This is a genomic window from Streptomyces sp. N50 (assembly GCF_033335955.1).
GTDB lineage: Bacteria > Actinomycetota > Actinomycetes > Streptomycetales > Streptomycetaceae > Streptomyces.
This window is the reverse complement of the sequence record NZ_CP137549.1, coordinates 9,484,431-9,511,307: the sequence shown is the minus strand read 5'-3', so window position 1 is coordinate 9,511,307 and position 26,877 is coordinate 9,484,431. Positions and strand designations below refer to the sequence as shown.

Below are 26,877 nucleotides of genomic sequence, written 5' to 3'. Positions count from 1 at the left end.
TGCGCAGCGACTTCAGTCCTGGCGACGGACCTCGATGAGGAGCGCCTGCTGGGGGTTGAGGGTGGGCATGGGCAGACCGGCGGTGGCCAGCACCGCGCCCGGCAGCGTGAGCCAGTCCTCCTGCGCGGCCGTCAACCACGCGGGTGACGCGATCTGGTGGAAGGCGGGCAGGCCCAGCTCGGTACGCACCCGGAGTTGATAGCGGGCGTCGGGGCTCAGACCAGGGAAACGCGTCCGGCCGGACTGCCCTTCGGCCGAAGTGGCCACCCTCGCCCAGGAGTACAGCGCCCTTGAGCCGTCGTGGGCCACGACTCCGTGCAGTACCCGGGCCTCGTCCTCCAGGTCGGCACGTACCGTACGACCGCCGTGCAGCAGCGGACGCAGTTCGCGGTAGAGGGCGGTCCAGGCCGTCAGCCGTGTCAGCTCCTCCTCCGAGCACTCGGCGAGATCCTGCTCGATGCCCGCGTGGCCGAAGAGGGCGGTGATCAGGCGGAAATCGTCCGAGGTGACGCGGCCGGTGGTGTGGCTGCGGGCGGCGCCGACGTGGGTGCCGACGAGTTCGGGCGGGAGGAGTTGGACGGTCCAGCTCTGGATCGACTGACGTTCCACGGGGTCGTTGCAGTCCGAGGGCCACACGCGGTCGGTGCGGTCGAGTACGCCCAGGTCGACCCGGCCGCCGCCGCTCGCGCAACTCTCGATCTCAAGGCCGGGGTGCCGTTGCTTGACGGCGTCCAGCAGCCGGTACAGCGCCTGGACCTGGGCGTGGCTCGCGGGCCGGTCGCCCAACGCGCTGACGGCTTCGAGGAGTTCGCGGTTGTGGTCCCACTTGAGGAAAGCGATGCCGTAGCTTCCGACGAGCGCGTCCAGTGACTTCAGCAGGTAGTCGAAGACCTCGGGGCGGGAGAGGTCCAGGACGTGCTGATGGCGGGCGGTCGGGCCGAGTCCTGCCGCGGGGCCGAGGATCCAGTCGGGGTGGGCGCGGGCCAGGTGGGAGTCGAGGTTGACCATCTCGGGCTCCACCCAGAGCCCGAAGTCCATGCCCAGCGACCGGACATGGTTGGCGAGCGGGCTGAGCCCGTCGGGCCAGACGGTCGGGTCGGCGAGCCAGTCGCCGAGGCCCGCGGTGTCGGCGCGACGGCCGCTGAACCAGCCGTCGTCGAGGACGAACCGCTCGACGCCCACTGCGGCGGCCCGCTCGGCCAGAGCTCGCAGCCGACCCACATCATGGTCGAAGTAGACCCCTTCCCAGCTGTTGAGCACCAAGGGGCGGGGGCCGCGCGGGTGTTGGGGTCGTGCGCGCAGGTGGCGGTGGAAGCGGTCGGCGATGCCGTCCAGGCCGTTCGGTGACCAGGCGAAGTGGCAGCGGGGAGTGCGGTAGGTGTCGCCGGGTGCCAGACGGATCTCGCCCGCGCGGAGGAGTTCGCCGCCTCCGAGCGCGGAGGCGTGGACCCCTGCTCCTTCCGGGAGTTGTTCGACCAGGTAGCGCTGGTCACCGCTCCATGCCACGTGTACGGCCCACACCTCGCCGGTGCCGAATCCGAAGCCGGGTACGCCCACCGTCATGAGGTGCGGCGAGTCGACGCCGGGCTTTCCGCGTCGTACGTCACGCACATGGGCGCCGTGGTGCAAGGGGTGGCGTTGCGGGGAGCGTTCGCGGCTCCACTTGCCGGTGAAGTCCAGGATCTCGGTGGCCCGGCGCGGCAGGGGCAGCAGGGGCAGGGCGCCGGCGAGGTCGTAGGGCGTCGAATCGGCGCTGTCCGCGCGGGAGATGACGGCGTCGGCGGTGAGGATGCCGTAGGGGTCGAGCGTGTAGGTGAGGGTGATGTCCAGTGCGGAGGACGCGTCGGTGAGGTGCAGGTCGAGTGCGCCGCCGCCGTCAGGGTCCGTGTGGTGGGTGGACCCGGTGAGGGTGAGGCGGGGTGCGGTGGCGGTGCCTGCCTGGTGGCCGTGGTGGGCCGGGGTGCCGGACCAGCCGTCGGCCTCGGTGGGCCAGACGGTGAACCGGCGTGGGATGTCGGGGGCGTTGTTGAGGATCGCGGGTTCGGCGGTCAGGCTCAGGGCGGTCAGGTCGTCGGGGGTGAGGTCGCCCAGGTCGGCTCCCCAGTGCAGGACTCGGGGCACCGGTTCGGTGAGTTCCACGGCGAGGCAGGTGCCGGCCGCGCGCAGGCTGACGATGCGCGAGGGGGTCGCGGGCATGCAGTCTCTTTTCGGAAGGGCGGCGGGACGCGCCGTAAGGGCCATGTCCCGCCGGGGAGACGGCTGTTACTTCTGGGTGAGGATGCTCTTGGTCTTGGACTGCATGTCGGCGAAGACGCTGTCGTTCTTCTGTCCGCCGAAGTAGCCCTCGATCAGCGGCTCTATCGCGTCCTGCAGGGCGGCGCCGTTGCGGAAGTCCGGTGACGGGTAGAGCTCCTTGTTCTTGAGCATGTCGGTGAAGACCGAGAGGTCGACGCCCTGTGCCTTGAGGGCCTTGGCGGAGGCGTCCATCGAGGCGGGGATGGACGGGAAGAAGGTGCCGGTCGCCGACGCCTTGGTCTGGCAGGCCTCGGAGCCCATGTAGGAGACCCACTTCCAGGCCAGGTCGGGGTTCTTGGTGCCCGCCCAGATGGTGTTGCCGTTGGAGTTGCTGAAGACGGCACGGGTCTTGTTGTCGGGGCCGAGGACCGTGGGGGCGATGCCGACCTTGATGTCGGGGATCTTGGCGAAGGTGGACGCCGTCCACGAACCGCCGGTCTCCATCGCGACCTTGCCCGAGGAGAGCAGGTCGACGTCGGACACGGTGTTGGTGAAGGTGCCGATCTTGGGGGCGTACCCCTTCGCGACCAGCGTGCGGATCCAGTCCATGGTCTTCACCAGGCGCGGGTCGTCGTAGTTCAACTGGGTCGGCCAGTTGGCCTTGTTGCCGAGTCGCCAGCCCGTGGTGGAGACGAAGGAGCTCCAAGTCGTCTGGCCCAGGAAGTCCTTGGCGGCCAGCTGACCGAAGCCGTACGTCTTGATGTTCGCCTTGTCGAATCCCGGCTGGTCACCGCGTCGGCCCTTGGAGTCGACGGTCAGGTGGGCGATCATCTTGCCGATCGTGCCGCCGTTGTCGGGGTTCCAGTTGAGGTTCTGGACGTCCTTGGTGGTGTAGCCGGCCTTGGTGAGCATGTCGGTGTTGTAGTAGAGGCCGGTGGCCGCCCAGTCCAGGGGCAGGCCGTACTGGTGGCCGTCGGTGTACTTCCACGAGTCGACGCCGACGGAGAACCGCGACAGGTCGAACTTGTCCTTCTTGATGTAGTCGTCCAGCGGCAGGAGTTGGTGCTGGTCCGCGTACTGCGGGAAGAACTGGACGCTGTTCTGGAACGCGTCGGGAGCCTTGCCTGCGACGAAGCCCGCGGTGAGTTTGGTGAAGTAGTCGGTGACTCCGTACTGGGAGATCTTCACCGTGACGCCCGGGTTGGCCTTCTCGAAGTCCGTGGCGCAGACCTTGTACGCGGCGGCCTGCTTGTCGTCCCAGGTCCACCAGTTCAGGGTCGAGGAGCCGGAACTGCTGCTGGAGTTGGAGGAGCAGGCGGACACGAGGGCCGTCAGGGTGAGCGCGGCTCCGAGTGCCACGGCCTTGCGAACTCTCATGGTTCCTTCTTTCACTGGTCACTTGAGGCTTTCGCCGGTCACTGGAGGCTGTCGCTGCCGAACTGGACGCTCTCGCCGGTCACTTGAGGCCGGAGAAGCCGATGGAGTTGACGATGCGTCTGCCGAAGGCGAGGAAGAGCAGCAGCATCGGCAGCGCCGCGATGAGGGCGGCGGCCATCAACCCCGCCCAGTCGGGGGCGGCTTGGGGCGAGGACTGCTTGAAGACGCCGAGGGCGAGGGTGAGGGGCTGGACGCTCTGGTCGTTGGCGATCAGCAGCGGCCAGAAGTAGTCGTTCCAGGCGTTGACGAACATCAGCAGCGACACGGTGGCGATCGGCGCGGACGTCATCGGCAGGATGATCCGGAAGAAGATCCGCAGCGGGCCGGCGCCGTCGATGATGGCGGCCTCCTCGACCTCGCTGCTGAGGCCGAGCATGAACTGCCGTAGGAAGAACAGCGTGAAGGCCTGGAAGAGGCCGCCGGGGAGGATGAGTCCGGCAAAGGTGTCGGTGAGTCCGAGGTCCTTCACGAGAACGAAGTTGGGCAGCAGGGTGAACACGCTGGGCACCATCAGGGCGCTGATCAGGATGTTGAACACCAGGTCGCGGCCCCGCCAGTGCAGCCGGGAGAACGCGTAGGCGGCGGCCGCCGAGATCAGCACGATCATCGCCGTCTGCACGGATGCGTAGATCACCGAGTTGCGCAGGTAGAGCGCGAAGTCGAGGGAGGCGCCGGAGCCGCCCTGCGCCTGGGCCGACGCGGTGGACGCGATGCCCAGGGCCCGTTCGAAGGCGCCCCAGGTGAAGCCGACCGGCAGGAGTGAGGACGGGTGGGTCGCCAGTTTGTAGTTGTTGGACAGCGCGGTGCGCAGGATCCAGTAGAACGGGAAGAGCGTGACGAGGACGATGACGCCGAGGTAGACCCAGGCGACGGCCCTGCCGGGTGAGAACCCGCGGGCGGTGTTCCGCGTCGGGCGGCGTGGGGCGGCCGCCGGGCCGGGTGCGATGGTGACAGCCATGCGGGCGGCCTCCTTCAGTTCAGGTCGGATTCGCCTGCGCGGGCGAGCCGCAGCTGGGTGAAGGTGACCGCGATGAGCAGGGCGAACAGGGCGAGCGACATCGTGGCTGCGTAGCCGAAGTCGAACTGCCGGAAGGCCTTGTCGTAGATGTACATCTGCAGCACGTTCGAGGCGTTGGCCGGGCCGCCCTTGGTGGTGACCTGCACGATGTCGAACACCTGGAAGGAGTTGATCACCGTCAGGACGACCACCATGACGAGGATCGGCCGCAACAGGGGCACCGTGAGCCGGCGGAACATCTGCGCCTCGCTCGCGCCGTCGACCCGGCCCGCCTCGTAGATGGTCGACGGGATGGTCTGCAGGCCGGCGAAGATCAGCAGGGCGTAGTAGCCCATCCACTTCCAGACGCCGATCGCGGCGAGGGAGGGGATCGCCCAACCACCGCTCCCGAAGAACAGGATGGAGTGGCCGGTCAGGTGTTTGAGGGCGATGTTGACGATGCCGAGGGTCGGGTCGAGCATCCACTGCCACACCAGGGCGGCGATGACGTTGGAGATCAGGAACGGCAGCAGGATGACGCCGCGCAGGACCGACGACCGGGTCACCCGGTGCAGCACGACCGCGGTCACGAGGGAGATCGCCGTGCCGAACACGACGGACAGCAGGACGAAGTAGACGGTGACGAGGAGCGAGTGCCAGAAGACGTCGTCCCCGAACAGCTCCCGGAAGTTGGCCAGTCCGACCCACTGCGGCGGGGTCAGGACGTGGAAGTCGGTGAAGCTGAGGTAGATGCCGCGCAGGGTCGGATAGGCGTAGAAGGTCGCGAAGCCGACGACGGCGGGCAGGATGAGCAGCAGGGCCACCGGCAGATCCCGGCGTCGCGCCGCCGCCGACCTGGTGGCGGTCGCGCGCCGTGTCTTCCTGGTCGGGCCCCTGCCCGGTGAGGTGACCGTGGTGGCCACCGCGCCCGGCTCACCGGACCGCGGTTTCACCGGTGTCGCGTGGTTGCCCTGTGATGTGACCACCACAGCACCCTCCTTCGTGCGGGTACGGATTCGTGCGGTACGAACTGACGGGTCAGACGGTGATCTTGTCGATGTCGGGCGCGTAGTCGGTCGCGTCGCCGAAGCGGAGCGTGTTGTCCCCGGCCTTCAGCGGCACCGGGACGGTGAGCGACTGCGGGGCGCCCCAGTTGTTGTCGTTGCTGCCGGGCACCGGGATCTGGAGCGTGGTGTCGCCAACGGTCAGGTCGATGACGCGACTTGAGTCGCCGTCCACGTAGTCCAGCTTCAGCAGATACGTGCCGTCCTTCGGCGCGCTGACGTGGTTGACGGCCACCTCACCGCCACCGAGATTGCCGACCTTCTGCCCGCCGGAGCAGCCGTCGCAGCCCGCGACGACGGCGTTGCCGGTGAGCGTGTTGCCGGAGGCCTCGGCCTCGTAGGCGGTCGGACCGCCGGATGCGGGCGTGGTGACGCCAACTGCCTTGCTGGGAGCTGAGGTTCGGCCCTTGGCATCGCGGGCTACGACCGTGAAGGTGTGCGCGTTGGCCGCGCTCAGGCCCGTGACGGTGGCCGTGGTACCGGTGCTGGTGGTCACCGGTCGGCCGTCGGCGTAGACGGTGTAGCGGCTGACGGGTGAGGCACCGGTGTTGACCTTGTCCCAGGCCAGCGAGACGCTCGTCGCGGTGGAGGCGGTGCCGTGCACGCCCAGCGGAGTACCGGGGTTGGCGCCCTGCCGGTTCGGCGTGAAGGTGAACAGCCGCGAGCCGTGCGCCGGCAGACTCTCCGTCAGATGCCCGGAGACACGGCCGAGGTTCTTGTGCTGCCACAGGTCACGGACCGAGGCAGCACCGCTGATGCCCAAGTCGGCGAAGTCCGCGGTCACATCGGCGGCCTTGGAACCCAGGTTGAAGAGCGCGACGGTGTAACTGCCGTCGGGATTACGGGCGTACCAGGTCTGCTGGTTCGTGGTCTGACTCACCGGCCGCGCCGGATGGCCGGCTTGGTCCACGGCGATGACCTCGTCGTTGGTGAGCAGCTTCAGCCCGTACGCGTCGAGTTTGGTGAGGTCGTCACCCGAGTAGAGCGGTGCCGACTCGATGGCCCACAGGGTCGCGTAGCTCTGCCGCTCGGCCTCGGTGAGACCGTCCATGGCGCCGACTCCGACGTTCAGGGAGTCGAGGTTGTTCCAGTGCCCGGGCCCGGCGTCGTCGATCCACTGCACGACGTCGTTCCAGCGCACCTTCAGGGAGTTGTCCCAGGTCACCAGCGTGTCGCAGTAGCACTCGACGTCGGTGTCGATGCGCCAGCCGTTGGAGTTGGCCTTCCAGGTCGCCGCCCGGGTGTGGCTCAGCGACCAGGACAGCGTCAACTGGACGGGGCGGCCTGCCTGTTGGAGCGCGGCGTGCCAGGCCTTCACGTCCGGGGTGTTGTCGTGGTCGGCGCCTCCCTGCGCCGAGCCCGGGCCCACCCCGTCGACCTTGAGGAAGTCCACACCCCAGCCCGCCAGTTGATCGGCGAGGGAGTCGATGTACTTCTGGGCGCAGGGGTTGGTGAAGTCCATCTTGTACGCGGAGTTCCACCCGTTGGTCTTGCGCAGGTCGGGATAGACGATGTCCGAGGTGGTGCAGCCGGGGGCGTCGTGGATCGCGGTCGTCCCGTCGCCGTACGCGGCGGGGTCGAGGCCGACGGCCAGGTACAGCCCGAACTTGAGGCCCTTGTGGTGGAGGTAGTCGCCCAGGGACTTCATGCCGTGCGGGAAGGTGGTGGCGTTCGGCTTCGGCCGGGCGTACTGGTCGAAGCCGTTCACCCACCCCGCGTCCACGTTGATGTACTCGTAGCCGTGGGACTTGAGCTTCGAGGCGACCACGTCGGCCTGCTCCTTGACGTGCGCCTCGGTGAGCCAGCCGACCCCGCCGTAGCCGGGATAGCCGGTGGCCTCCAGGCTCCAACTGCTCCAGCCCATGTACGGCTTGGCGGCGAGGACGGCCTGCTGGTGGCCCGCGCTCGTCGGCGCCGGGATGGAGTCCGTCGCCGACGCGGCGGTGGGTGCCGCGAGGGACACCACGAGTGCGGTGGCGGCCAGGACGGGCAGGTGCCCAAGGCGCGCACCGCCCGCACGGAGTCTGTGGCGTACGGCGGATACGGATCCTGCTGGACGAGCCATGTGTTTACTCCGTCTCGGCGCGAAAAGGCACGGCGGGGCCCTGGGAAGGACCGGAAGGTGCCCCTTGCACGGTCAGCCGCATGGGGAATTGGTGAGTGGGCGTTCGGATCCGCCCAAGTGGCCGTAAGGCGACGCCTGTTGGAGAGCGCAGCCCGCGATGACGTACGCGGCCGGTCGAGGAGGAGACCGGCCGCCACCTGCGTCGGTGGACGTCCCATCCACCTGTCGTGAGGTGCCGCGAATGTAGCCAGGCTTTTCTTCCAGCGTCAACATATTGCGCAGCGCGAATCATCGATATTCGTGGAAGGAATGGACCGGGATTCGGGCGATGAGTGAGGAAGACGGACGCAGAACACCGCGATCCTTCTTCTTTCTTCTTTTCCAATGGAAATGTATGGTCACCGCATGACGCTCGCCGATCAGCCACCCGCGGCCGCTCTGCTGTTCCAGACCCTCCTCGCCCACGGCCCGCTCACCCGCGCCGAGATCGGGCGCCGTACCGGCCTGTCGCCGGGCGCGGTCACGAAGGTCGCCACTCCTCTGCTGACCGACGGCTGGATCAACGAGCTGGGCCGCTCGACCGAGCGCACCCAGGGCCGGCCGGCCACGCTCATCGCGGTACGAGGCGAGCGCGCCCGCTTCGTGGGCGTGAAGATCACCGGTGACGAACTCATCGGCACACTCACCGACTTGACCGCACGGCCCCTGGCGACCGCGCGGGCCGTACTCGGTTCACGCGACGTCGGTACGGTCGTCCTGGCCGTCGCCCGGCTGGTCGACCAGCTGAACGCGAAGGCGGCGCCGCACGCACCGGGCGCGCTCCATGGCATCGGCGTCACGATCTCCGGGGACGTCGACGGCCACACCGGGACCGTGCAGTACTCCCCCTTCCTGAACTGGCGCCGCGTACCCCTGGCCCAACTCGTGGAGACGGCAACGGACTTGCCGACCGTCATCGAGAACGACGTCCGCGCCCTGACCGTCGCGGAGCAGTGGTTCGGCGTCGGGGTCGGGCTGTCGTCCTTCGCCCTGGTCACCGTCGGCGCGGGCATCGGCTGCGGCATCTCCATCGGCGGCCGAGTCGTCTCCGGCGCGCACGGCGTCTCGGGGGAGGTCGGCCACCTTCCCGTGGGCGGCACCGACCGGGTGTGCACCTGCGGCAACACCGGCTGCGTCGAGGCCGTCGCCTCCACCCAGGCCATCACGGAACAGGCCCGCCGGGCGACGGGCGACCCGGCGCTGACGATGGACGGCGCGGTCCGCCTCGCCCATGCCGGCAACGCCGACGTCCGCGCGGTCTTCGCCAGGGCCGGCCACGCCCTGGGCCTGGCCCTGGCCTCCGTGGCCAACCTCATCGGCCCGGAACGCATCATCATCTCCGGTGAGGGCGTGGCCACTTACGACCTCTACGAGGACCAGATCCGCACCACCTTCGCCGCCCGGGCCTTCGGCGCCGCGGCCGACTGCGACCTCGTCGTCCGCCCCTCCCCTTCGAGGAATGGGCCCGCGGAGGCGCCGCCGTGGCCGCGCAGCACGTCTTCGCGCCCGCCAAGTAGCCCTGCGGGCCGCCCCTTTCACACCGTCCTGAAGGTGAACGCCATGCTGAAAGCCTCCTCCGACCAGACCTTCCGCGAGGTCCGCGTCCCACCCGGAACCCTCCGCTACGACCGCCCCGCCACCCGCTGGTTCGAGGCCCTCCCCATCGGCAACGGCCGTCTGGGCGGCATGATCTACGGCGGCACCGACCGGGAGCGGATACAACTCTCCGAGTCGACGGCGTGGTCGGGCGGCCCCTCCACGACAGACCTGAATCCGACCGCCCGGCAGCAGGTCCCACACATCCGCGAACTCCTCTTCGCGGGAGACCACGCCGAGGCGCAACGGCTCGCGGCCGAGCATCTCCCGGGCAGGGCACCGTCGTTCGGGACGAACCTGCCCCTCCCGGAAGTGCAAGTCGCCTTCCCTGACGGGACTCCGGCCCACGGCTACCGGCGGACGCTGGACCTGGACACGGGCCTCGTCACGGTCACGTACACGCAGGACGAAGTCCGCTTCACCCGCGAGGTGTTCGCCACCAACCCTCATGGCCTGATCGCGATCCGCCTCACCGCGGACCGTCCCGGATCGCTCGCCTTCACCCTCTCGGTCCGGGACGGCATACTCCCCGGCGCCACGACCGCCACGGACTCGTCCGTCACCTTCAACGGCCACGCATACGAGAGCCTCCACAGCGACGGCCGGCAGGGCGTAGCGCTCGAAATCCGCGCCCACCTGGAAGCCGAAGGGGGCACCGCGCACCGCACGGAAGACACGCTTCACCTGAAGGGTGCCGACAGCGCGGTCGTCTACGTCGTCGTAGGAACCGACTGGGCGGGAGCGGACCCGCGAGCGAGCGCGGAATCACTGCTGTCCGCAGGCCTGGAGGCCGGTTACGAGTCGGTGCGTGCGGCGCACATCGCGGACCACCGGACGCTGATGCGACGGGTCTCCCTCGACCTCGGTTCGGCGTCACCCGACCTCACCGCTCTGCCCACCGACGCCCGCCGCGAGCGGCTCGCCTCCGGGAAGGCCGACGCCGAACTCATCGCGCTCTACTTCCAGTTCGGCCGCTACCTGACGATGGCCGGCTCGCGCGCCAACTCCCCGCTGCCGCTTGCCTTGCAGGGTCTGTGGAACGACGGTCTGGCGAGCAGCGCGCCCTGGACGAACGACTTCCACCTCGACATCAACACCCAACAGAACTACTGGGCGGTCGAGTCGACCAATCTGGCCGAGTGCCACGAGCCGCTGTTCCGGCTGTTGGAGAACCTGGCGGACCAAGGCCGGGCAACCGCCGAGGAGTTGTACGGCGCGCCGGGCTGGGTCGCGCACACGGTGACCAACGCGTGGGGGTACACGGCACCCGGTTCCGGCATCGGCTGGGGCATGAACGTGACCGGTGGGGCCTGGCTCGCGCTCCAGTTGTGGGAGCACTTCGAGTACGGCCGCGACGAGACGTTCCTCCGCGAGCGCGCGTATCCGATCCTGCGCGGGGCCGCCGAGTTCCTCCTCGGCTACGCGGTCGAGGAGCCGGAGCAGGGCCTGCTCGTCACCGGGCCGTCGGAGTCCCCGGAGAACTGGTATCTCGCCCCCGACGGCAGCCGATGTTCGGTGTCCATGGGCGCCACCGCGGACCGGGTGTTCATGGAGGCCGTGCTGCGGATCTGCGCGGAGAGTGCCGAACTGCTCGGTGTCGACGCCGAGTTGAGGACCAGGATCGCCGCCGCGCGCCGTCGGCTGCCGCCGTTGCGGATCGGGCGGCACGGTCAGGTGATGGAATGGCTGCACGACTACGACGAGGCCGAGCCGAGCCACCGGCACACCTCCCATCTCAGCGCGCTGTTCCCAGAACGCCAGATCACCCCGCGCGGCACACCGGACCTCGCACGCGCCGCCGAGGTCACCATCGAGCGCAGGCAACAGGCGCCCGGCTGGGAGCAGACCGAGTGGGTCGAGGCCGACTTCACCGTCTACTACGCCCGTCTCCTCGACGGCGACGCGGCCCTGAAGCACCTCACCAGCCTGATCGCGGACGCCAGTGAGGCGAACCTGATGACGTACTCCGCCGGCGGGGTGGCGGGCGCGGCGCAGAACATCTACTCCTTCGACGGCAACTCCGGCGGCACGGCGGGAGTCGCCGAGATGCTGCTCCAGTCGGACGGCAGGGACGTGGAACTGCTCCCCGCGCTGCCCGCCGACTGGCCGGACGGAAGCGTGTGCGGACTGCGGGCCCGGGGCGGTCTCACGGTGGATGTCCGTTGGCGCGACGGGGAGTTGGCCTCCGCTTCGATCCGGGCGTCACGGGCTGCGGACATGCGGGTGCGCTACGGCGCCGATCTCCTCGAAGTCCGGCTCGCCGAGGGAGAGACGCTTGCCCTCGGTGTCGGCTGAGGGCAAGCGTCGGTGACCGGGTCACTGGGCGATCTGACCGCCGTCGACGAGGAGGGTCTGGCCGGTCATGGCGGTCGCGTCGAGGGCGACGAACGTGACGGCGGCCGCGATCTCCTCCGCCTCCAGCAGGCGGCCCATCGGGATCTGGTCGATCCACCGCGTCATCCGCCGCGGATCGTCCATCCCGACCGTGTCGAGGATGGGGGTGCGGGTCCGGCCCGGCGCTACGGCGTTGACCCGCACCCCGTACTGCGCCCACTCGACCGCGAGGGACCGCGCGAGCTGGGAGACGCCGGCTTTCGCGACGTCGTAGGCGACGTGGTACTCGGGGTTCGAGCCGATGAAGGCGGCGATGGAGGAGATGTTCACGATCGAACCGGACCCCCCGCGCACGAAGTGGTGGCCGAACTCGCGGCAGGCCACGAAGGTGCCGGTCAGGTCGACGTCGAGGACGCGGTGCCACACCTCGTCCGTCACGTCGAGGGCGTCGTCCTCGTGGGCGATGCCGGCGTTGTTGACCAGGACGTCGACGCGGTCGAAGCGTCGTACGACCTCCCCCGCCACGCCTGCCACGGCCCGGGGGTCGGAGACGTCCAGGGGCAGGAACTCGCCGCCGACCTCCTTCGCGACGGCGGTGCCGGTCTCGGTGTTGCGGTCGGTGACGACGACCCGTACGCCACGGGCGGCGAGGGCCACGGCGATGGCGCGCCCGATTCCCTGGCCCGCGCCGGTGACGACGGCCACGCGCTCCTCGGTGTGCCTCAGGGGCGACTCGGACATCTCGTTCCTTCCGTCGGTGGAGGGGCGGGGGTCTCAGAGGGTCCTGGCCGAGCCCACGCCGGGGATCTGCCAGCGGACACGCGCGGCCGGGTCGATCGCGGTCGAGGCGCCCGGTCCGTGCGGACGCTCCATGAGTCCCTCGCGTACGACGCTGCGCTCGACGAAGGCCTCCTGCGTCCAGGGGATGAACTCGACGAGGGGCGGCACCTCCGAGAGGACGGTGCCCACCAGGTGCTGGTGCACCTGCATCATGTCGCCGGCGTGCGGTGCGAACCGCAGGCCCCGTGCCGCCGCGTGCGCCGCGATCTGGAGGAACTCGGTGACACCGCCGACCCGGGTGACGTCGGCCTGGACGACGCGGATGGCGTCGGCGGCCATGAAGGAGGCGAACTGGTGGTACGAGTAGATGCTTTCGCCGGCCGCCACGTCCAGCCGGGTCGACGACTGGAGGCGGGCGTGGGCCTGGAGGTCGTCGGCGTGGACCGGCTCCTCGACCCAGTCCATGGCCGCCTCTTCCAGGACCGGCATGATCTGGTTCGCCGTCGACAGGTCCCAGCGCTGGTTGGCGTCGCACATCAGCGTCACGTCGTCGCCGAGCGCCCGCCGGACCGCGCGTACGCGCCGGGCGTCCTCGCGCCAGTCGGAGCGCCCCACCTTGATCTTCACCCGGGACCAGCCGTGGTCGACCAACGAGGTGAGATCGCGGACCAGTTCGGAGTCGGTGAGGTTGAGCCAGCCGCCGTCGGTGTTGTACGCCTCGACGCTCTCCTGGGTGCCGCCGAGGAGGCGCCACAGGGGCATCCCGGCCCGCTGTGCGGCGAGGTCCCAGAGGGCGATGTCGACCATGGCGAGCGCCATGTGGACGACGCCGGCCCGGCCGATCCAGTGCGTGGGCAGCCAGTAGAGGCGCTTCCAGGTGCCCAGGATGTCCTCCGACGAGGTGTCCAGGAGGGCGTCGGCATAGTAGGAGAGGATCACGTCGGAGAGGAGTTCGGGAGCGCAGTGGACGCCGGAGATCCCCGTCCCGACCAGGCCGTCGGCGGTGCGGATCTCGACCACGGGCACCGTCCAGTGCGCCATGGCGGCCGTGGAGTCGGCGATGGGCCGCTTCAGGGGCACGGCGAGGGCGTAGGTCTCCACGGAGGTGATCACGGCACCGTCGTCGCCGCGAAGAAGGTCCGCTCCGTGCGCGGACAGCAGCCCGCGGGCGGTGCCGAAAGAAGTCTGATCGGTCATTGTTCCAGTCGGCCATGGCCGCCGGAACTCGTCAACAGCGAAATACGAATACACATGATCTGCCGCGCAGATGACAAGCCGTCAGCGGGAATTCACCGCCGACAGCGGTCCGGCCGCGAGGAGAGGAGGTTCGGTCAATGACACTCGAACTGGCTTGGTTGCGTACCTGGGTCGAGGTCGTGGATACCGGCGGTTTCACCAGAGCGGCCGAAAAGCTGCATCTGTCGCAGCCTCGCGTCTCGGCGCACATCGCGAATCTGGAACGCGAACTCGGCTGTCTGCTCATCGAACGCCGTATCCGGCCGCTCACCCTCACCGACGACGGGCGCGCTCTGCTGGCCCGGGCGCGGTCGGTTCTGGCCGCCGCCGATGAATTGGTCACCGCCCGCCAGACCGACCGGGGCGACATCTCCGGAACCGTCACGGTCGCGAGTTTCGCCAGCGGGAGTTCCGAATTCCTCCCTTCGGTCATCACCGCGCTGCAGAAGGAGCATCCGCGGATCCGGGTGGCGGTCCTGGACGGGGACGCGGGCTTCATCGAGGCGGCGCTGTCCGAGCGCCGGGTCTCGGTGGCCCTGCGCCCGGTCCGGCCCGAGCCCCACGACCACGGCTTCACCATGCGCCCGTTGTGGCGGGAACCCTTCGTCATGCTCGCCCCGACCGGTCATCCGCTGCTCAAGAAGAGCGAGATCGAACTGGCCGACTTCGCGGACCAACGCGTCATCACGATCGGCGATCCGCTCGCCAATACCGTCGTCGGATATGAGGCGGAGGTCGAGCTGAGCATCAAGGACCTGGTCGCGCCCTCCGGAACCGTCTCGCATCAGCCGACCACTCTCGGCGCGATGGTCCGGGCGGGACACGGAATCGGCATCATCAACTATCTGGGCGCGGTGATGATTCTCCGTGAAGGAATGGAAATGCGCCCGATTCAGCATCTCAACCGCTATCGGGACGTGGGAATCTGGTGGCACTCGGAACGACCGCTGGGCGCGGCCGCCCAGGCGTTCATCCGAGCGGTCGTAAAGGCACCGAGGCCCGAAGGCACGACCGCCGTTCCACCGGTGTGACGCGGCCCGGTTCCATTCGCGGAACGAATGCCCCACATCCGCTGATCAGCGTTGACGATCACGGGCGAACGGGGCCAGGTTGAGGGAAAACGAATGGAGTCGCGATGGCCGATGTCCGCATGTACGCGAATCTGGAAGTGGCGGTGCGCAGTGACACCTCGGACGTGGGTGAGGGGCCGGTGTTCGATCCCCGCACCGGGCATCTCCTCTGGGTCGACATCTACGGCCGCAGGATTTTTCAAAACAACCTGTCCACAGGTCGACAGTCTGTCACCGATGTCGGCACGATGATCGGGGCGGTGGCACCGCGCGCGACGGACGACGGTTTCGCCGTCGCGGTGGCGGACGGGTTCGGATACGTCACCGGCGACGGGCTGACCCTGGTGGATCCGGTCCTGCCCGCGCCGAACCTGCGCATGAACGACGGCAAGGTGGACTCCCGCGGCAGGTTCTGGGCCGGCAGCAACGACATGGAGTTCGCCCCGGGCCAGGGCCGACTGCACCGGTGGGACGGCGACGGCCCGAGCGTCGTCGTCGCGGATGGCCTCGTCCTGCCGAACGGGCTCGGCTGGAACGCCGAGGACACCGTCATGTACCTCGCCGACAGCTACGCCAACCTCCTGTACCGCGCGGACTTCCACGCCGAGCCGGGCGAACTCGGCCACCTGGAGGTGCTGACCAGGACCGCGGGAGTCGGCGTACCCGACGGCCTCGCCGTCGACGTGGAGGGGTGCTTCTGGGTGGCCATGCACGGAGGACGCGAGGTCCGGCGCTACGACCCGACGGGCCGCGTCGTGGGACTGGTCCCGGTGCCCGTGCTCCAGCCGACGAGTTGTGCCTTCGGCGCGGACGGCCGCCTGTTCATCACCTCCGCGCGAAACGGCCTGTCCGCCGAGGAGTTGGCCAACTCCCCGCTGTCCGGCTCCGTGTTCGTCGTCGAGACCGGGACGGAGGGGGTTCCGGTCCGGCCGTTCCGCGCCTGACCTGGCTCCCCCGCTGGCCCAACTCCCCTCGGGGCACCGCGTATTCGTATTCCGGATGACGGACCATCGATAACCGTCTTTCCCCTGCGGGGTGTTGGCGTCCTACGGTCGATCACGTGAACCATGAACGTCGTGACGCAGTGGAACCGGAACCGGCGGCAACCGTCAGGCCCTTGGTGCCACGTCCCGGCGTGGACGACATCGGGCTGCTCCTCAGCGACGTGCCGGAGGGAACGCCCCTCGAACTCCCCGACGGCACGACACCGGCCGCCGGGGACATCGCCGCCGGACACAAGGTCGCGCTGCACGGCATCCCCAAGGGCGCACCGGTCCGCAAGTACGGCGAGGTCATCGGCGTCGCCCTGGCCGACATCCCGGCGGGCGGGCACGTCCACGTGCACAACCTGGGAATCGGCCGGTGGGAGGAGCCGGCCGCGCGCCCGTCGTCAAGGCGCACCCCGCCGACTCGGGTCTCCCCCACCCGCGACCACTTCCTCGGATACCGCCGGCTGGACGGACGTGCGGCCACCCGGAACTACCTCGTCGTCGTCCCGACCGTGAACTGCTCCGCCACGGTGGCCCGGATGATCGCCCTGCGCGCCGACGCCCTGCACCAGGGAACACCGGGCCTCGACGGCGTCATCGCGCTCCCGCACGACCTCGGCTGCGGAATGGCGGAGGGCACTGAAGGGGACGCCGTTCTGCGCCGCACCCTGCGCGGCTATCTCGGCCACGCCAACGTCGCGGGCGCCCTCCTGATCAGCCTCGGCTGCGAGGTGAACCAGCCGGAGAACATCCTTGGCGGCGGTGTGGACGCGGAGACCCTCGCCATCCAGCAACTCGGCGGCACCGCAGCCACGTTGAACGCGGCGCTCGACCGCATCGCGGACCTGGTCTCCCGCATCACCCGGACACACCGTGTCCCGATCCCGCTCGCCGAACTCACCCTCGGCCTCCAGTGCGGCGGCAGCGACGCCTACTCCGGGCTGACCGCCAACCCCACACTCGGCGTGGCGGCGGATCTCCTCGTCGCGGCGGGCGGCAAGGTCGTGCTCGGCGAGACCCCGGAGATCTACGGCGCCCACCACCTCCTACGGGACAGGGCATCAACCTCGGAGGCGGCGGCCCGTATCGACCAACTCATCGCCTGGTGGCAGGAGTACACGGCCGCGGGCGGCGCGACCCTCGACAACAACCCGTCGCGCGGCAACCGGGCCGGCGGCATCACGACCATCTGGGAGAAGTCCCTCGGCGCCGTACTCAAGTCCGGGACCACCCCGCTGAACGACGTGGTCGGATACGCGGAGCCGGTCACCGCGCCGGGCCTCACCTTCATGGACACCCCCGGCTACGACCCGGTGTCGGCCACCGGCATGGTCGCCGGCGGCGCCAACCTGCTCGCCTTCACCACCGGCCGCGGCTCGCTGTTCGGCTCCCGTCCCGTCCCCTGCCTCAAGGTCAGCACCACCAGCGGGCTGTACGACCGGATGCGCGGCGACATCGACTTCGACGCCGGGCCCGCGATGAGCCACACCGGTCAACTCACGTACGGCACCGCCCTGTTCGAGGCCCTCGTGGACATGGCGTCGGGCGCCGAGAGCAAGTCCGAGGCACTCGGCTTCGGGACGGAGGAGATCGTCCCCTGGCGCATGGGAGCGGTCCTGTGACGGTCAAGCACGCTCTCGGTACAGGTCGCGCAGCAGGGCGATCTCGGCTCCGTGATGCAGCACTTCCTGGTTGACCCACCACACGATGTCGATGAACGGCTCCTCCGCGTCGCTGCCGTGCGGATAGGTGCAGTACCCGACGGTGTCGAGCGCGGCCTCGCCGGCACTCACCAGCGCCTTCCGCCAGGCACCCGCACCGGCGTCGAAGGCATCGATCCCACCGACGGCATCGCCGCTGACGGCGTAGTCCTCCCGGGTCAACGTGTGGCTGCCGGCCGTGTGGTCGGCCCGGAGGGTCAGCAGTTCGGCGAGATGGCTCAGCCGCCAGGCGATGGTGGTGAAGGGCGGTGGCCAGGGATGCGGATACGCGGCGGCGTCGCGCCCCCAATCACCCTGTCCCGTCAAAGCAGTTGCCCGCGCACCCGGGCCGTCCGTCCGCCGCCGCACCGACCAGCAGTCCTGCACCGGCTCCCAGAAGTACTCCGCGTCGGTCATGGGCCCGACCCGGGTGTCCGTCCCGTCGCCGCTGTCCATGACGGGCCCTGTCATCCGGCCGGAGAGGCGCTCGCAGGCGAAGTCGAACTGGTCGAGCAGCGGAATCAGCCGAGGTGGGATCACTGGACACTCCTGAGGCAAGCCGGTCGGGCTTCGGTACGGCGGTCCGCCGACCCGGCAACCTAACAGCGTCCCCGCCCCACCGCCCCTCGATTACGGGGTACGGGCGCGCAGTCGGCGCAGCATCCGGGCGTCCTCGAACCCGACCGACCGCGCGGCCGCGTCGACCGTGGCGCCGTGGCTGATGAGGTGCTCGGCGCGTTCGAGGCGCAGGGTCTGCTGGTAGCGCAGCGGGGTGAGCCCGGTGGCCCGGCCGAAGAGGCGGGTCAGGGTGCGTTCGCTGACGCCGACGGCCGAGGCGAGAGCGGGCAGCGGAAGCGCCTCGTCGAAGCGCGTGTCGATGAGGTCCTGAGCGCGGTGCACCGTGTCGTCGAGGTGGGAGCGGTGCCGGAGCATCGCGCTGGTCTGCGGTTCGTGGCCGTTGCGGCGGGCGTAGACGACCATGTCCCGGGCGATCTGCGCGGCCACGGCGGGGCCGTGCCGGGTGGCGACGAGGTGCAGGGCGAGGTCGATGCCGCTGGCGATGCCGGCCGAGGTGATGACCCGGTCGTCGGTGGTGAACAGGACGTCGCGGACGACCGTCGCCTTCGGGTGGCGCAGGGCGAGTTCGTCCTGGACGTCGTGGTGGGTGGTGCAGTGGCGGCCGTCGAGGAGCCCGGCCCGGCCGAGCGCGTCGGCTCCGGCGCAGACGCTGGCCACCGTCCCGCCCCGGGCGTGGTGGTCCCGGAGCGCCCGCAGCGTCGTAGTGCCGATGGCGGGTGCGTCGGCCAGGGTGACGGCACGCCATCCCGGCACCACGATCAGGTCCTCGGGACCGAGCTCGGGCCAGTCGAGCCCGGCCGCCAGCGGCAGCCCCTGGGCGCTGGTGACCTGGGGCTGCTCGGCGACGTAGGAGAGCGTGTACGGGTGCCCGAAGTCGGCCGCCGTGGAGAAGACCTGCGCGGGGCCTGCCAGGTCCAGCAGGTGGACTCCGGGGACCAGGAAGAAGACGACGTGGCTCACGATCCGGTCATCATGCCTGATGTGCGGCGGCGGCTTCCAGTTCGTCGACCGTCGCGATGGTGGCGAAGCGGCCGGCGAGGGCGTACTCGGTGCGGCGGATGATCTCGTCGGCCGGGAGCGTGCGGGGGTCGGCGAGGAGTTCGGCGACGGTCTGGTCGGCGGGGGCGTCGCGGTGCGGGATGGGGTTGGTGGCGGTCGCGTCGGTGACGAAGGTGACCCGGTAGCCGAAGTCGCTCGCGACGCGGGTGGTGGTCTCGACGCACTGCTCGGTGCGGATGCCGCAGACGGTGAGCTCGCGGACGCCGTGCTCGGTGAGGAGCTGCTGCAGGTTGGTGGTGGTGAAGGCGTTGTGCGAGGTCTTGTGGAGGAGCGGCTCGCCCTCCGCGCGCTCCAGTCCGTCGATGAGCCGCACATGGCCGAGGGCCGGGTCGAAGACGTCACCACTGCCGGGCTCGGAGTGCAGCACCCACACCACGAGGTCACCGGCCCGGCGGGCGAGCTGGACCAGACGGTTCGCCTGTTCGGCGATCTTCGGGTCGGAGATGGTCTCCCACAGCGGGCGGGCGCGGAAGGATTCCTGGACGTCGATGACGATCAGTGCTCGGGTCATGTCCCCAGACTGCGCCGTACGGGCGGGGTGGCGACAGGCCGCATCGGGTCCGGGACCGGACCGATCCGGTCACCGGGTTGAGCGGCCTGTCGCCGTATCGCCTACCTCAGCTCGACGAGCAGGTCGCCGCCCTCCACCTGCTGGATGCGGTTGATGGCGAGGCGGGACACCCGGCCGGACTTGGGCGCGGTGATCGACGCCTCCATCTTCATGGCCTCGATCGTGGCGACGGTGGCACCGGCCTCCACCTCGTCGCCCTCCTCGACCGAGAGGGTGACCACGCCCGCGAACGGGGCAGCCACATGGCCGGAGTTGGCGCGGTCGGCCTTCTCGGTGACGGGGACGTCGGAGGCGGCAGCGGTGTCACGGACCTGGATCGGCCGGAGCTGCCCGTTCAGCGCGGACATCACCGTGCGCAAACCGCGTTCGTCGGCCTCGCCCACGGCCTCCAGCTCGATCAGGAGACGGACACCGGGCTCCAGGTCGACCGCGTACTCCTTGCCGGGCCGGATGCCGTAGAAGAAGTCCTTGCTGTCGAGGACGCTGGTGTCGCCGTAGGTCTGGCGGTGGGTCTCGAACTCGCGGGTGGGGCCGGGGAACAGCAGGCGGTTGAGGGTGGCGCGGCGGTCCTTGTCGAGGGCCGTACGGTCCTCCGGGCTGAGGTCCTGGACGGGCTTGGGGTCGGCGCGGCCCTGGAGTGCCTTGGTGCGGAACGGCTCGGGCCAGCCACCGGGCGGGGTGCCCAACTCGCCGCGCAGGAAGCCGATCACGGAGTCCGGGATGTCGTAGCGGTCGGGGGACGCCTCGAAGTCGGCGGGGCTCACTCCGGCGCCGACGAGGTGCAGGGCGAGGTCGCCGACGACCTTCGAGGACGGGGTGACCTTCACCAGGTGGCCGAGGATGCGGTCGGCGGCGGCGTACATCGCCTCGATGTCCTCGAAGCGGTCGCCGAGGCCGAGGGCGATGGCCTGGGTGCGCAGGTTGGAGAGCTGGCCGCCGGGGATCTCGTGGTGGTAGACGCGGCCGGTGGGCGAGGCGAGGCCCGCCTCGAAGGGGGCGTAGATCTTGCGGACGCTCTCCCAGTACGGCTCAAGGTCGCCGATGGCCTGGAGGTCGAGGCCGGTGGGGCGCTCTGAGTAGTCGGTCGCGGCGACGATCGCGGAGAGGGACGGCTGCGAGGTCGTACCCGCCATGGAGGCCACCGCGCCGTCGACGGCGTCCGCGCCCGCCTGGATCGCGGCGAGGTAGGTGGCGAGCTGGCCGCCCGCCGTGTCGTGCGTGTGCAGGTGGACCGGCAGGCCGAACTCTCGGCGCAGCGCGGACACGAGCGTCGCGGCGGCGGGCGCCCGCAGCAGACCCGCCATGTCCTTCACCGCGAGGACGTGGGCGCCTGCCTCGACGATCTGCTCGGCCAGCCGGAGGTAGTAATCCAGCGTGTAGAGGCGTTCGCCCGGGTCGGACAGGTCCGAGGTGTAGCAGAGGGCGACCTCGGCGATCGACGTTCCGGTGGCGCGTACGGCGTCGATGGCCGGGCGCATCTGGCCCACGTCGTTCAGGGCGTCGAAGATGCGGAAGATGTCGATGCCGGTGGCGGCGGCCTCCTGGACGAAGGCGTCGGTCACCTGGGTCGGGTACGGCGTGTAGCCGACGGTGTTGCGGCCGCGCAGCAGCATCTGGAGGCAGATGTTGGGGACGGCCTCGCGCAGGGCGGCCAAGCGGTCCCAGGGGTCCTCGGCGAGGAAGCGGAGCGCGACGTCGTAGGTGGCGCCGCCCCAGCACTCCAGGGAGAGGAGTTGGGGCACGGTGTGGGCGACGACCGGGGCGACCGCGAGGAGGTCCTTGGTGCGGACGCGGGTGGCCAGGAGCGACTGGTGGGCGTCGCGGAAGGTGGTGTCGGTGACGCCGATCGTGGGCGACTCGCGCAGGTGGCGGGCGAAGCCCTCGGGGCCGAGTTCGGCGAGCAACTGCCGTGAACCGGCCGGGGGTTCGGTGCTCGGGACCGGCGGCAGCTTGGTGGTCGGGTCGATCAGGTCGGGGCGTTCACCGTGCGGCTTGTTGACCGTGACATCGGCCAGATAGGTGAGCAACTTGGTGCCGCGGTCGGCTGATTGACGGGCCGTCAGGAGCTGCGGCCGCTGCTCGATGAACGAGGTGGTGATCCGCCCGGCCTGGAAGTCCGGGTCGTCCAACACCGCTTGCAGGAACGGGATGTTGGTGGCCACACCGCGGATGCGGAACTCGGCGACGGCGCGCCGGGCGCGGTTGACAGCGGTGGTGAAGTCCCGTCCGCGGCAGGTGAGTTTGACCAGCATGGAGTCGAAGTGCGCGCTGATCTCCGTACCCGCGTGGGTGGTTCCGCCGTCGAGCCGGATGCCGGAGCCGCCGGGCGAGCGGTAGGCGCTGATCCGGCCGGTGTCCGGGCGGAAGCCGTTGGCGGGGTCCTCGGTGGTGATCCGGCACTGGAGCGCGGCGCCGTGCAGGGTGACCGTCTCCTGGGAGAGGCCGAGGTCGGCGAGGGTCTCGCCGGAGGCGATCCGCAGCTGGGCCTGCACGAGGTCGACGTCGGTGACCTCCTCGGTGACCGTGTGCTCGACCTGGATGCGCGGGTTCATCTCGATGAAGACGTGGTTGCCGGCCGGGTCGAGGAGGAACTCGACGGTGCCCGCGTTGCGGTAGCCGATCTCGCGGGCGAAGCGGACGGCGTCGGCGCAGATCCGGTCGCGCAGGGCGGGGTCGAGGTTGGGCGCGGGGGCCAGCTCGACGACCTTCTGGTGGCGGCGCTGCAGCGAGCAGTCGCGCTCGAAGAGGTGGATGACGTTGCCCTCGCCGTCGGCGAGAATCTGCACCTCGATGTGACGGGGGTCGACGACGGCCTTCTCCAGGAACACCGTGGCGTCGCCGAACGCGGACATGGCCTCGCGGGCGGCGGCCTCGATGGACTCGCGCAGGGTGGCCGGGTCCTCGACGCGGCGCATACCGCGCCCGCCGCCGCCCGCGACCGCCTTCACGAACACCGGGAAGCCGATCTCCTCGGCGGCACGCACCAGTTCATCGACGTCCGTGGAGGGCGCCGAGGAGCCGAGCACCGGGACGCCGGCCGCGCGGGCGGCGGCGATCGCGGTGGCCTTGTTGCCGGTCATCTCCAGGATGTGGGCGCTGGGGCCGACGAAGGTGATGCCCGCCTCCTCGCAGGCGCGGGCGAGTTCGGGGTTCTCGGAGAGGAACCCATAGCCGGGATAGACCGCGTCCGCTCCCGCCCGCCGGGCCGCGCGGACGATCTCCTCGACCGAGAGATAGGCGCGGACCGGATGCCCGGGCTCGCCGATCTCGTAGGCCTCGTCGGCCTTGAGCCGGTGCAGCGAATTGCGGTCCTCGTGCGGGAAGACCGCGACCGTTCGCGCGCCCAGCTCATAGCCGGCGCGGAACGCCCTGATCGCGATCTCTCCACGGTTGGCGACCAGCACCTTGCGGAACATTCCCGATCCCTTCAGCCTGCCGATGACGTGCACCATGGTGTCGGCGCCGCCCGTATAACGCCATGTGAGCCGGGACACTAGTCGCAAACGTGTCGCGCCGAGCGGTCCGCCGGGCCGACGGTAAAGAAATCGTATGGTCTAGTCCAAAGTGAGCTTTGGTCCAGTCCAATCCATTGACGTGACCGCGACAGCGCCAGAAGCTGGGCGCCTCCCCCATCCCCACCGGAGGCACAACGTGACACGTCTTCGTGCATGTCTGGTCGCGGCGGCCGCCGTGACGACCGCCGCCGCGGGCACGACCGCGCTGGTCGCGACCAACGCCCAGGGCGCCACCGACGCGGCCACCGCGCTCAGCAACCGCTGGTACGCCGCGGCCCCCTATCTGATGCCGACGGACAACAACCCGCCGGACGCGGGCGCCATCATGGACGCCACCGGCCTCAAGGCCTTCCAGCTCGCCTTCGTCCTCGCCCCCAACGGCGGCGGCTGCACCCCCACCTGGGGCGGCACCTCACCGGTCTCCTCGGACAGCGCCGTCCAGTCGGTCATCAACACGATCCGCGCCAAGGGCGGCGACGTCTCCGTCTCCATCGGCGGCTACGGCGGCACCAAGCTCGGCCAGGCCTGCGCCGACCCGGCCTCGACCGCGGCGGCGTACCAGCAGGTGATCACCAAGTACGGCCTGCACGCGATCGACTTCGACCTGGAGGAGCCGGAGTACGAGAACACGGCGGCCATCCACAACGAGATCGGCGCGGCCAAGATCCTCCAGCAGAACAACGCGGGCCTGTACGTCTCCGTGACCACGGCCGGTACGGCGGACGGGACCGGGTGGTTCGGAAAGCAGATGTTGCTGGAAGCGAAGTCGCAGGGCTTCACGCCGAACAACTTCTCCATCATGCCGTTCGACGGCGGCTTCAACGGCGCGGCCTCGCAGACCAGCGCGCTCACCAACTTCAACTCGATCCTGCAGTCCACGTTCGGCTGGGACCAGGCGACCGCGTACGCCCACGAGGGCTTCTCGGGCATGAACGGCCGCAGCGACACCGGCGAGTACTTCACCCAGGCGGACTTCCAGACCGTCCTGAACTACGCCACCAGCCACAACATGGACCGCTTCACGTTCTGGTCGTTGAACCGCGACCGTCAGTGCAGCCCGGTCGACAACGGCGGTACCACGTCCGGGACTTGCTCCAGCGTGGCGCAGAACGCCTGGGACTTCGCCAAGTACTCGGTGCAGTTCGCGGGCGTGACCCCGCCGACCTCGACACCCACGCCGACCCCGACACCCACCCCCGGCGGTACGTGCAAGACGGCGTGGAGTTCCACGGCCGTCTACACACAGGGCAACGAGGTGTCGTACGGCAACCACAACTGGGTGGCCAAGTGGTGGACCCAGAACGAGGTGCCCGGTGCCTCCCAGTGGGGCCCCTGGCAGGACGAGGGTTCCTGCTGACCGAGCCGGCAGGTCCGACATCCCTTTGACAGCACGCGCGAGTCACAACTCCCGTGCTGTCAAAGGATGTTGACCGCTCGCGCCACCACCAGGACGACGATCGACACGGAGACCGTGGACTGGCCCATCATCAGCATCTTCGCCCAGCGGGAGAGCGGCATCACGTCGGTCGGGCTGAAGGCGGTGGAGTTGGTGAAGGCCAGGTACAGGTAGTCCAGGAACACCGGTTCCCAGTCCGGCGGCGCGGTCTCCGGGCTCTGCATCTGGACGAAGAGGAAGTCGGCGTACTGGTGGTGTCCCATGACCCGCGCCATCGGCCCGCCCCGGTCCCACTCCCAGTACCAGAGGGCGAACACGATGACGTTCGTCAGCCAGATGGCGCCGCCGGTCAGCAGCAGCGGCCCGGCGCCCAGACCCTCGGTGCCCCTGACCAGGCCCACCACCAGCCGGGCCGCCGACCAGCTGTTGGCCAGGCTGATCACGCCCGTCAGGACCAGGCTCGGCCAGCGCAGCCACCGTGTGCCGGGCTCGATCCGCCGGGGATTGGCGACGAACAGGCCGACCATCAGGGCGAGTTCGAGGGCCGGCAGCAGCCAGTACGGCTGGAAGGCGAGCCGGTGCGGCAGCATCAGCTGCAGGGCGAACGCCACCAGGATCACGGCGGACACCGCCCACCGCGTCTCCCCGCGCGTCACCCGGCGCCACGCGGGCTCCACATCGCGCCGGCTGTCCTCCAGGAGCCGCTCGATCCTGGCCAAGCGGCTCTCGGAGTCGTCTCTACCGTCCGTACCGTCCGTCATGGCACCGATTGTCCCCGGCCGGGGGCCCATTGCCTCACTCGCCCCACCCCTGCGGGCGCACGGATGTTCCGGCCGGCCGGCCGCGGCTGTCCGGCGCGGGTGGGCCACCGTGGCCCAGTGCCCCAGCGGTTGCGCGAGTCGTCCCGGCAGCTCGGCGAGCATCGCGGCCCGGCACGACGCAGGGCATCCCGCCCGTCCCTGTCACCCCGGCAGCGGTTCCGCGAGTCGCCCCGGCAACCCCGCGACCAGCGCGACCCGGTCAGCCCCGCAACGGTTCCGCCAACCGCCCCAGCAACCCCGCGACCAGCGCGGTCTGCCCAGGCACCGTATCGACGTAGATGAACTCCCCCTGCGCATGCGCCCCGTCGCCGACCGCCCCCATGCCGCACAGCACCGGCAGACCGAGCGCGGCGACGAAGTTGGCGTCGCTGGCGCCGCCGACGGCCGTGTCGCGCAGGGGGGCACGCCCCTGCTCACGGGCGACCTCGCGGGCGAGGTCGAGCAGTGGCGCGGAGGCCGCGTTGAGGGTCATCGGGGGCCGGTTCCAGGCGTGGTCGATGTCGATGCGGACGCGCGGGTCGCTCAGCTCGATGGCGTCCAACTCCTGGTCCACCCGGGCCTGTTCGGCCGCGCTGCTGACCCGGATGTCGACCCCGGCGGTCGCCTGCCCGGCAACGACGTTGATGGCCGAACCACCCTTGAACAGCCCGGTGTTGATCGTGGTCCCCTTGTCCGGCGCGGCCACCTTCGCGGCGGCGACCACGAACTCGGACAGCGCGGTGATCGCACTCGCCCCGTCCTGCGGCGCGAGCCCGGCGTGCGATTCGACGCCGGTGGCGGTGACGTGGAAGATCCCGGTTCCCTTGCGGGCGGTCTTCACCGCGCCGTGGGCGCTCGGCTCCAGCACCAGCGTGACATCGACCTTCTGCGCGACCTCCTCGATCACCGGCCGCGAGGACAGGGACCCGATCTCCTCGTCGCCGTTGAAGAGAAAGGTGACGGCGGGCAGCGGCACACCGCCCTCCCGGGCCAGCTTCAGCGCCCAGATCCCTTGTGCCAGACCGGTCTTCATGTCGAAGATGCCGGGCCCGCTGAGCTTCTCCCGCCCGTCCTCACCCAACGCCGGCTGCTCCCATCCGGCGAGGGTCCCGGTCGGCCACACGGTGTCGTAGTGCCCGACGAGCGCGACATGCCCGGCGCCGGTGCCGCCGTAGGTCAGGGTGAGGGTGTCACCGCACTCGCCCCCGGGGTGACGCTCCTCGTGGTCGGGCGGGCCGAGCCGCTGGACGGTCAGCTCGCGCAGCAGGTCCAGGCCGCTCGCGAGGCCGGGGAGGTCGTAGCTGCCGGTCTCGTGGCGGACGAGGGTCAGGATGTCCTCGACGATCCGCGAAGAGACCTCCTGGGCGCGGGCGGTGAGGGCGGCGGGTGCGGGTGACACGGTCATGATCTGCCTT

At 70.0% G+C, this 26,877-nt stretch carries 18 protein-coding genes and 1 pseudogene; 6 read left to right on the top strand and 13 right to left on the bottom strand.

The annotated features are described in order from the left end of the window. Positions 1 to 12 precede the first annotated feature (12 nt). From R2B38_RS42170 to R2B38_RS42150, 5 genes are all read right to left on the bottom strand, one after another. A complete protein-coding gene (locus tag R2B38_RS42170) occupies positions 13 to 2,196 on the bottom strand; it encodes an alpha-galactosidase (RefSeq protein WP_318021083.1) in 2,184 nt (727 codons plus the stop codon). 66 nt (positions 2,197 to 2,262) lie between these two features. Further along, positions 2,263 to 3,612: a sugar ABC transporter substrate-binding protein gene (locus tag R2B38_RS42165; protein ID WP_318021082.1), complete on the bottom strand. Its 1,350-nt coding sequence runs from the start codon at positions 3,610 to 3,612 to the stop codon at positions 2,263 to 2,265. A 79-nt stretch (positions 3,613 to 3,691) separates the two neighbouring features. Beyond that, the gene (locus tag R2B38_RS42160; RefSeq protein WP_318021081.1) at positions 3,692 to 4,630 is read right to left on the bottom strand and encodes a carbohydrate ABC transporter permease; all 939 of its coding nucleotides are present in this window, start codon (positions 4,628 to 4,630) and stop codon (positions 3,692 to 3,694) included. A gap of 14 nt (positions 4,631 to 4,644) precedes the next feature. Beyond that, the gene (locus R2B38_RS42155) at positions 4,645 to 5,658 is read right to left on the bottom strand and encodes a sugar ABC transporter permease (protein ID WP_318021080.1); all 1,014 of its coding nucleotides are present in this window, start codon (positions 5,656 to 5,658) and stop codon (positions 4,645 to 4,647) included. Between the two features lie 49 nt (positions 5,659 to 5,707). Further along, positions 5,708 to 7,798: a fibronectin type III domain-containing protein gene (locus R2B38_RS42150; protein WP_318021079.1), complete on the bottom strand. Its 2,091-nt coding sequence runs from the start codon at positions 7,796 to 7,798 to the stop codon at positions 5,708 to 5,710. A 405-nt stretch (positions 7,799 to 8,203) separates the two neighbouring features. Here R2B38_RS42150 and R2B38_RS42145 point away from each other — a divergent pair. Next, positions 8,204 to 9,354, top strand: a pseudogene (locus R2B38_RS42145) (ROK family protein). A gap of 43 nt (positions 9,355 to 9,397) precedes the next feature. After that, positions 9,398 to 11,728 (top strand): glycoside hydrolase family 95 protein, encoded by a 2,331-nt coding sequence (locus R2B38_RS42140; RefSeq protein ID WP_318021078.1) that lies wholly within the window; start codon positions 9,398 to 9,400, stop codon positions 11,726 to 11,728. A 21-nt stretch (positions 11,729 to 11,749) separates the two neighbouring features. Here the strand turns inward: R2B38_RS42140 and R2B38_RS42135 are convergent, their stop codons facing one another. Together R2B38_RS42135 and R2B38_RS42130 are read right to left on the bottom strand one after the other, a co-directional pair. Next, positions 11,750 to 12,508, bottom strand: coding sequence for an SDR family oxidoreductase (locus R2B38_RS42135; protein WP_318021077.1), 759 nt, complete (start codon positions 12,506 to 12,508; stop codon positions 11,750 to 11,752). Positions 12,509 to 12,541: 33 nt separating this feature from the next. Further along, the gene (locus tag R2B38_RS42130; protein WP_318021076.1) at positions 12,542 to 13,744 is read right to left on the bottom strand and encodes a mandelate racemase/muconate lactonizing enzyme family protein; all 1,203 of its coding nucleotides are present in this window, start codon (positions 13,742 to 13,744) and stop codon (positions 12,542 to 12,544) included. Positions 13,745 to 13,881: 137 nt separating this feature from the next. Between R2B38_RS42130 and R2B38_RS42125 the strand changes: the two genes are divergently transcribed. The 3 genes from R2B38_RS42125 (at position 13,882) to R2B38_RS42115 (ending at position 17,464) form a co-directional block, all read left to right on the top strand. Next, positions 13,882 to 14,814 carry a LysR family transcriptional regulator gene (locus R2B38_RS42125; protein ID WP_318021075.1) on the top strand — a complete coding sequence of 311 codons (933 nt, stop codon included), beginning with the start codon at positions 13,882 to 13,884 and terminating at the stop codon, positions 14,812 to 14,814. A gap of 104 nt (positions 14,815 to 14,918) precedes the next feature. Beyond that, on the top strand, positions 14,919 to 15,797 hold the full coding sequence (locus tag R2B38_RS42120; RefSeq protein ID WP_318021074.1) for an SMP-30/gluconolactonase/LRE family protein: 879 nt from the start codon (positions 14,919 to 14,921) through the stop codon (positions 15,795 to 15,797). Between the two features lie 176 nt (positions 15,798 to 15,973). Further along, a complete protein-coding gene (locus R2B38_RS42115; protein ID WP_318021928.1) occupies positions 15,974 to 17,464 on the top strand; it encodes an altronate dehydratase family protein in 1,491 nt (496 codons plus the stop codon). A gap of 3 nt (positions 17,465 to 17,467) precedes the next feature. On the opposite strand, the gene R2B38_RS42110 is transcribed toward R2B38_RS42115, so the two are convergent. The 4 genes from R2B38_RS42110 to R2B38_RS42095 all read right to left on the bottom strand — a co-directional run bounded on the left by R2B38_RS42110 (position 17,468) and on the right by R2B38_RS42095 (position 23,167). Then, complete coding sequence (locus tag R2B38_RS42110; RefSeq protein ID WP_318021073.1) at positions 17,468 to 18,082, bottom strand: DinB family protein; 615 nt, start codon at positions 18,080 to 18,082, stop codon at positions 17,468 to 17,470. A 90-nt stretch (positions 18,083 to 18,172) separates the two neighbouring features. Then, positions 18,173 to 19,081, bottom strand: a complete 909-nt coding sequence (locus R2B38_RS42105) for a GlxA family transcriptional regulator (protein ID WP_318021072.1) — start codon at positions 19,079 to 19,081, stop codon at positions 18,173 to 18,175. 10 nt (positions 19,082 to 19,091) lie between these two features. Further along, a complete protein-coding gene (locus R2B38_RS42100) occupies positions 19,092 to 19,691 on the bottom strand; it encodes a cysteine hydrolase family protein (protein ID WP_318021071.1) in 600 nt (199 codons plus the stop codon). A 101-nt stretch (positions 19,692 to 19,792) separates the two neighbouring features. Continuing rightward, entirely contained in the window at positions 19,793 to 23,167 is a 3,375-nt protein-coding gene (locus tag R2B38_RS42095) for a pyruvate carboxylase (protein WP_318021927.1), read from the bottom strand. A 235-nt stretch (positions 23,168 to 23,402) separates the two neighbouring features. Between R2B38_RS42095 and R2B38_RS42090 the strand changes: the two genes are divergently transcribed. Beyond that, positions 23,403 to 24,623: a chitinase gene (locus tag R2B38_RS42090; RefSeq protein WP_318021070.1), complete on the top strand. Its 1,221-nt coding sequence runs from the start codon at positions 23,403 to 23,405 to the stop codon at positions 24,621 to 24,623. A 59-nt stretch (positions 24,624 to 24,682) separates the two neighbouring features. Here R2B38_RS42090 and R2B38_RS42085 read toward each other — a convergent pair whose 3' ends face one another. Both R2B38_RS42085 and R2B38_RS42080 read right to left on the bottom strand, forming a co-directional pair. Then, positions 24,683 to 25,423 carry a hypothetical protein gene (locus tag R2B38_RS42085; RefSeq protein WP_318021069.1) on the bottom strand — a complete coding sequence of 247 codons (741 nt, stop codon included), beginning with the start codon at positions 25,421 to 25,423 and terminating at the stop codon, positions 24,683 to 24,685. Between the two features lie 259 nt (positions 25,424 to 25,682). After that, positions 25,683 to 26,867, bottom strand: a complete 1,185-nt coding sequence (locus R2B38_RS42080; RefSeq protein ID WP_318021068.1) for a M20 family metallopeptidase — start codon at positions 26,865 to 26,867, stop codon at positions 25,683 to 25,685. Between the last annotated feature and the right edge of the window lie 10 nt (positions 26,868 to 26,877).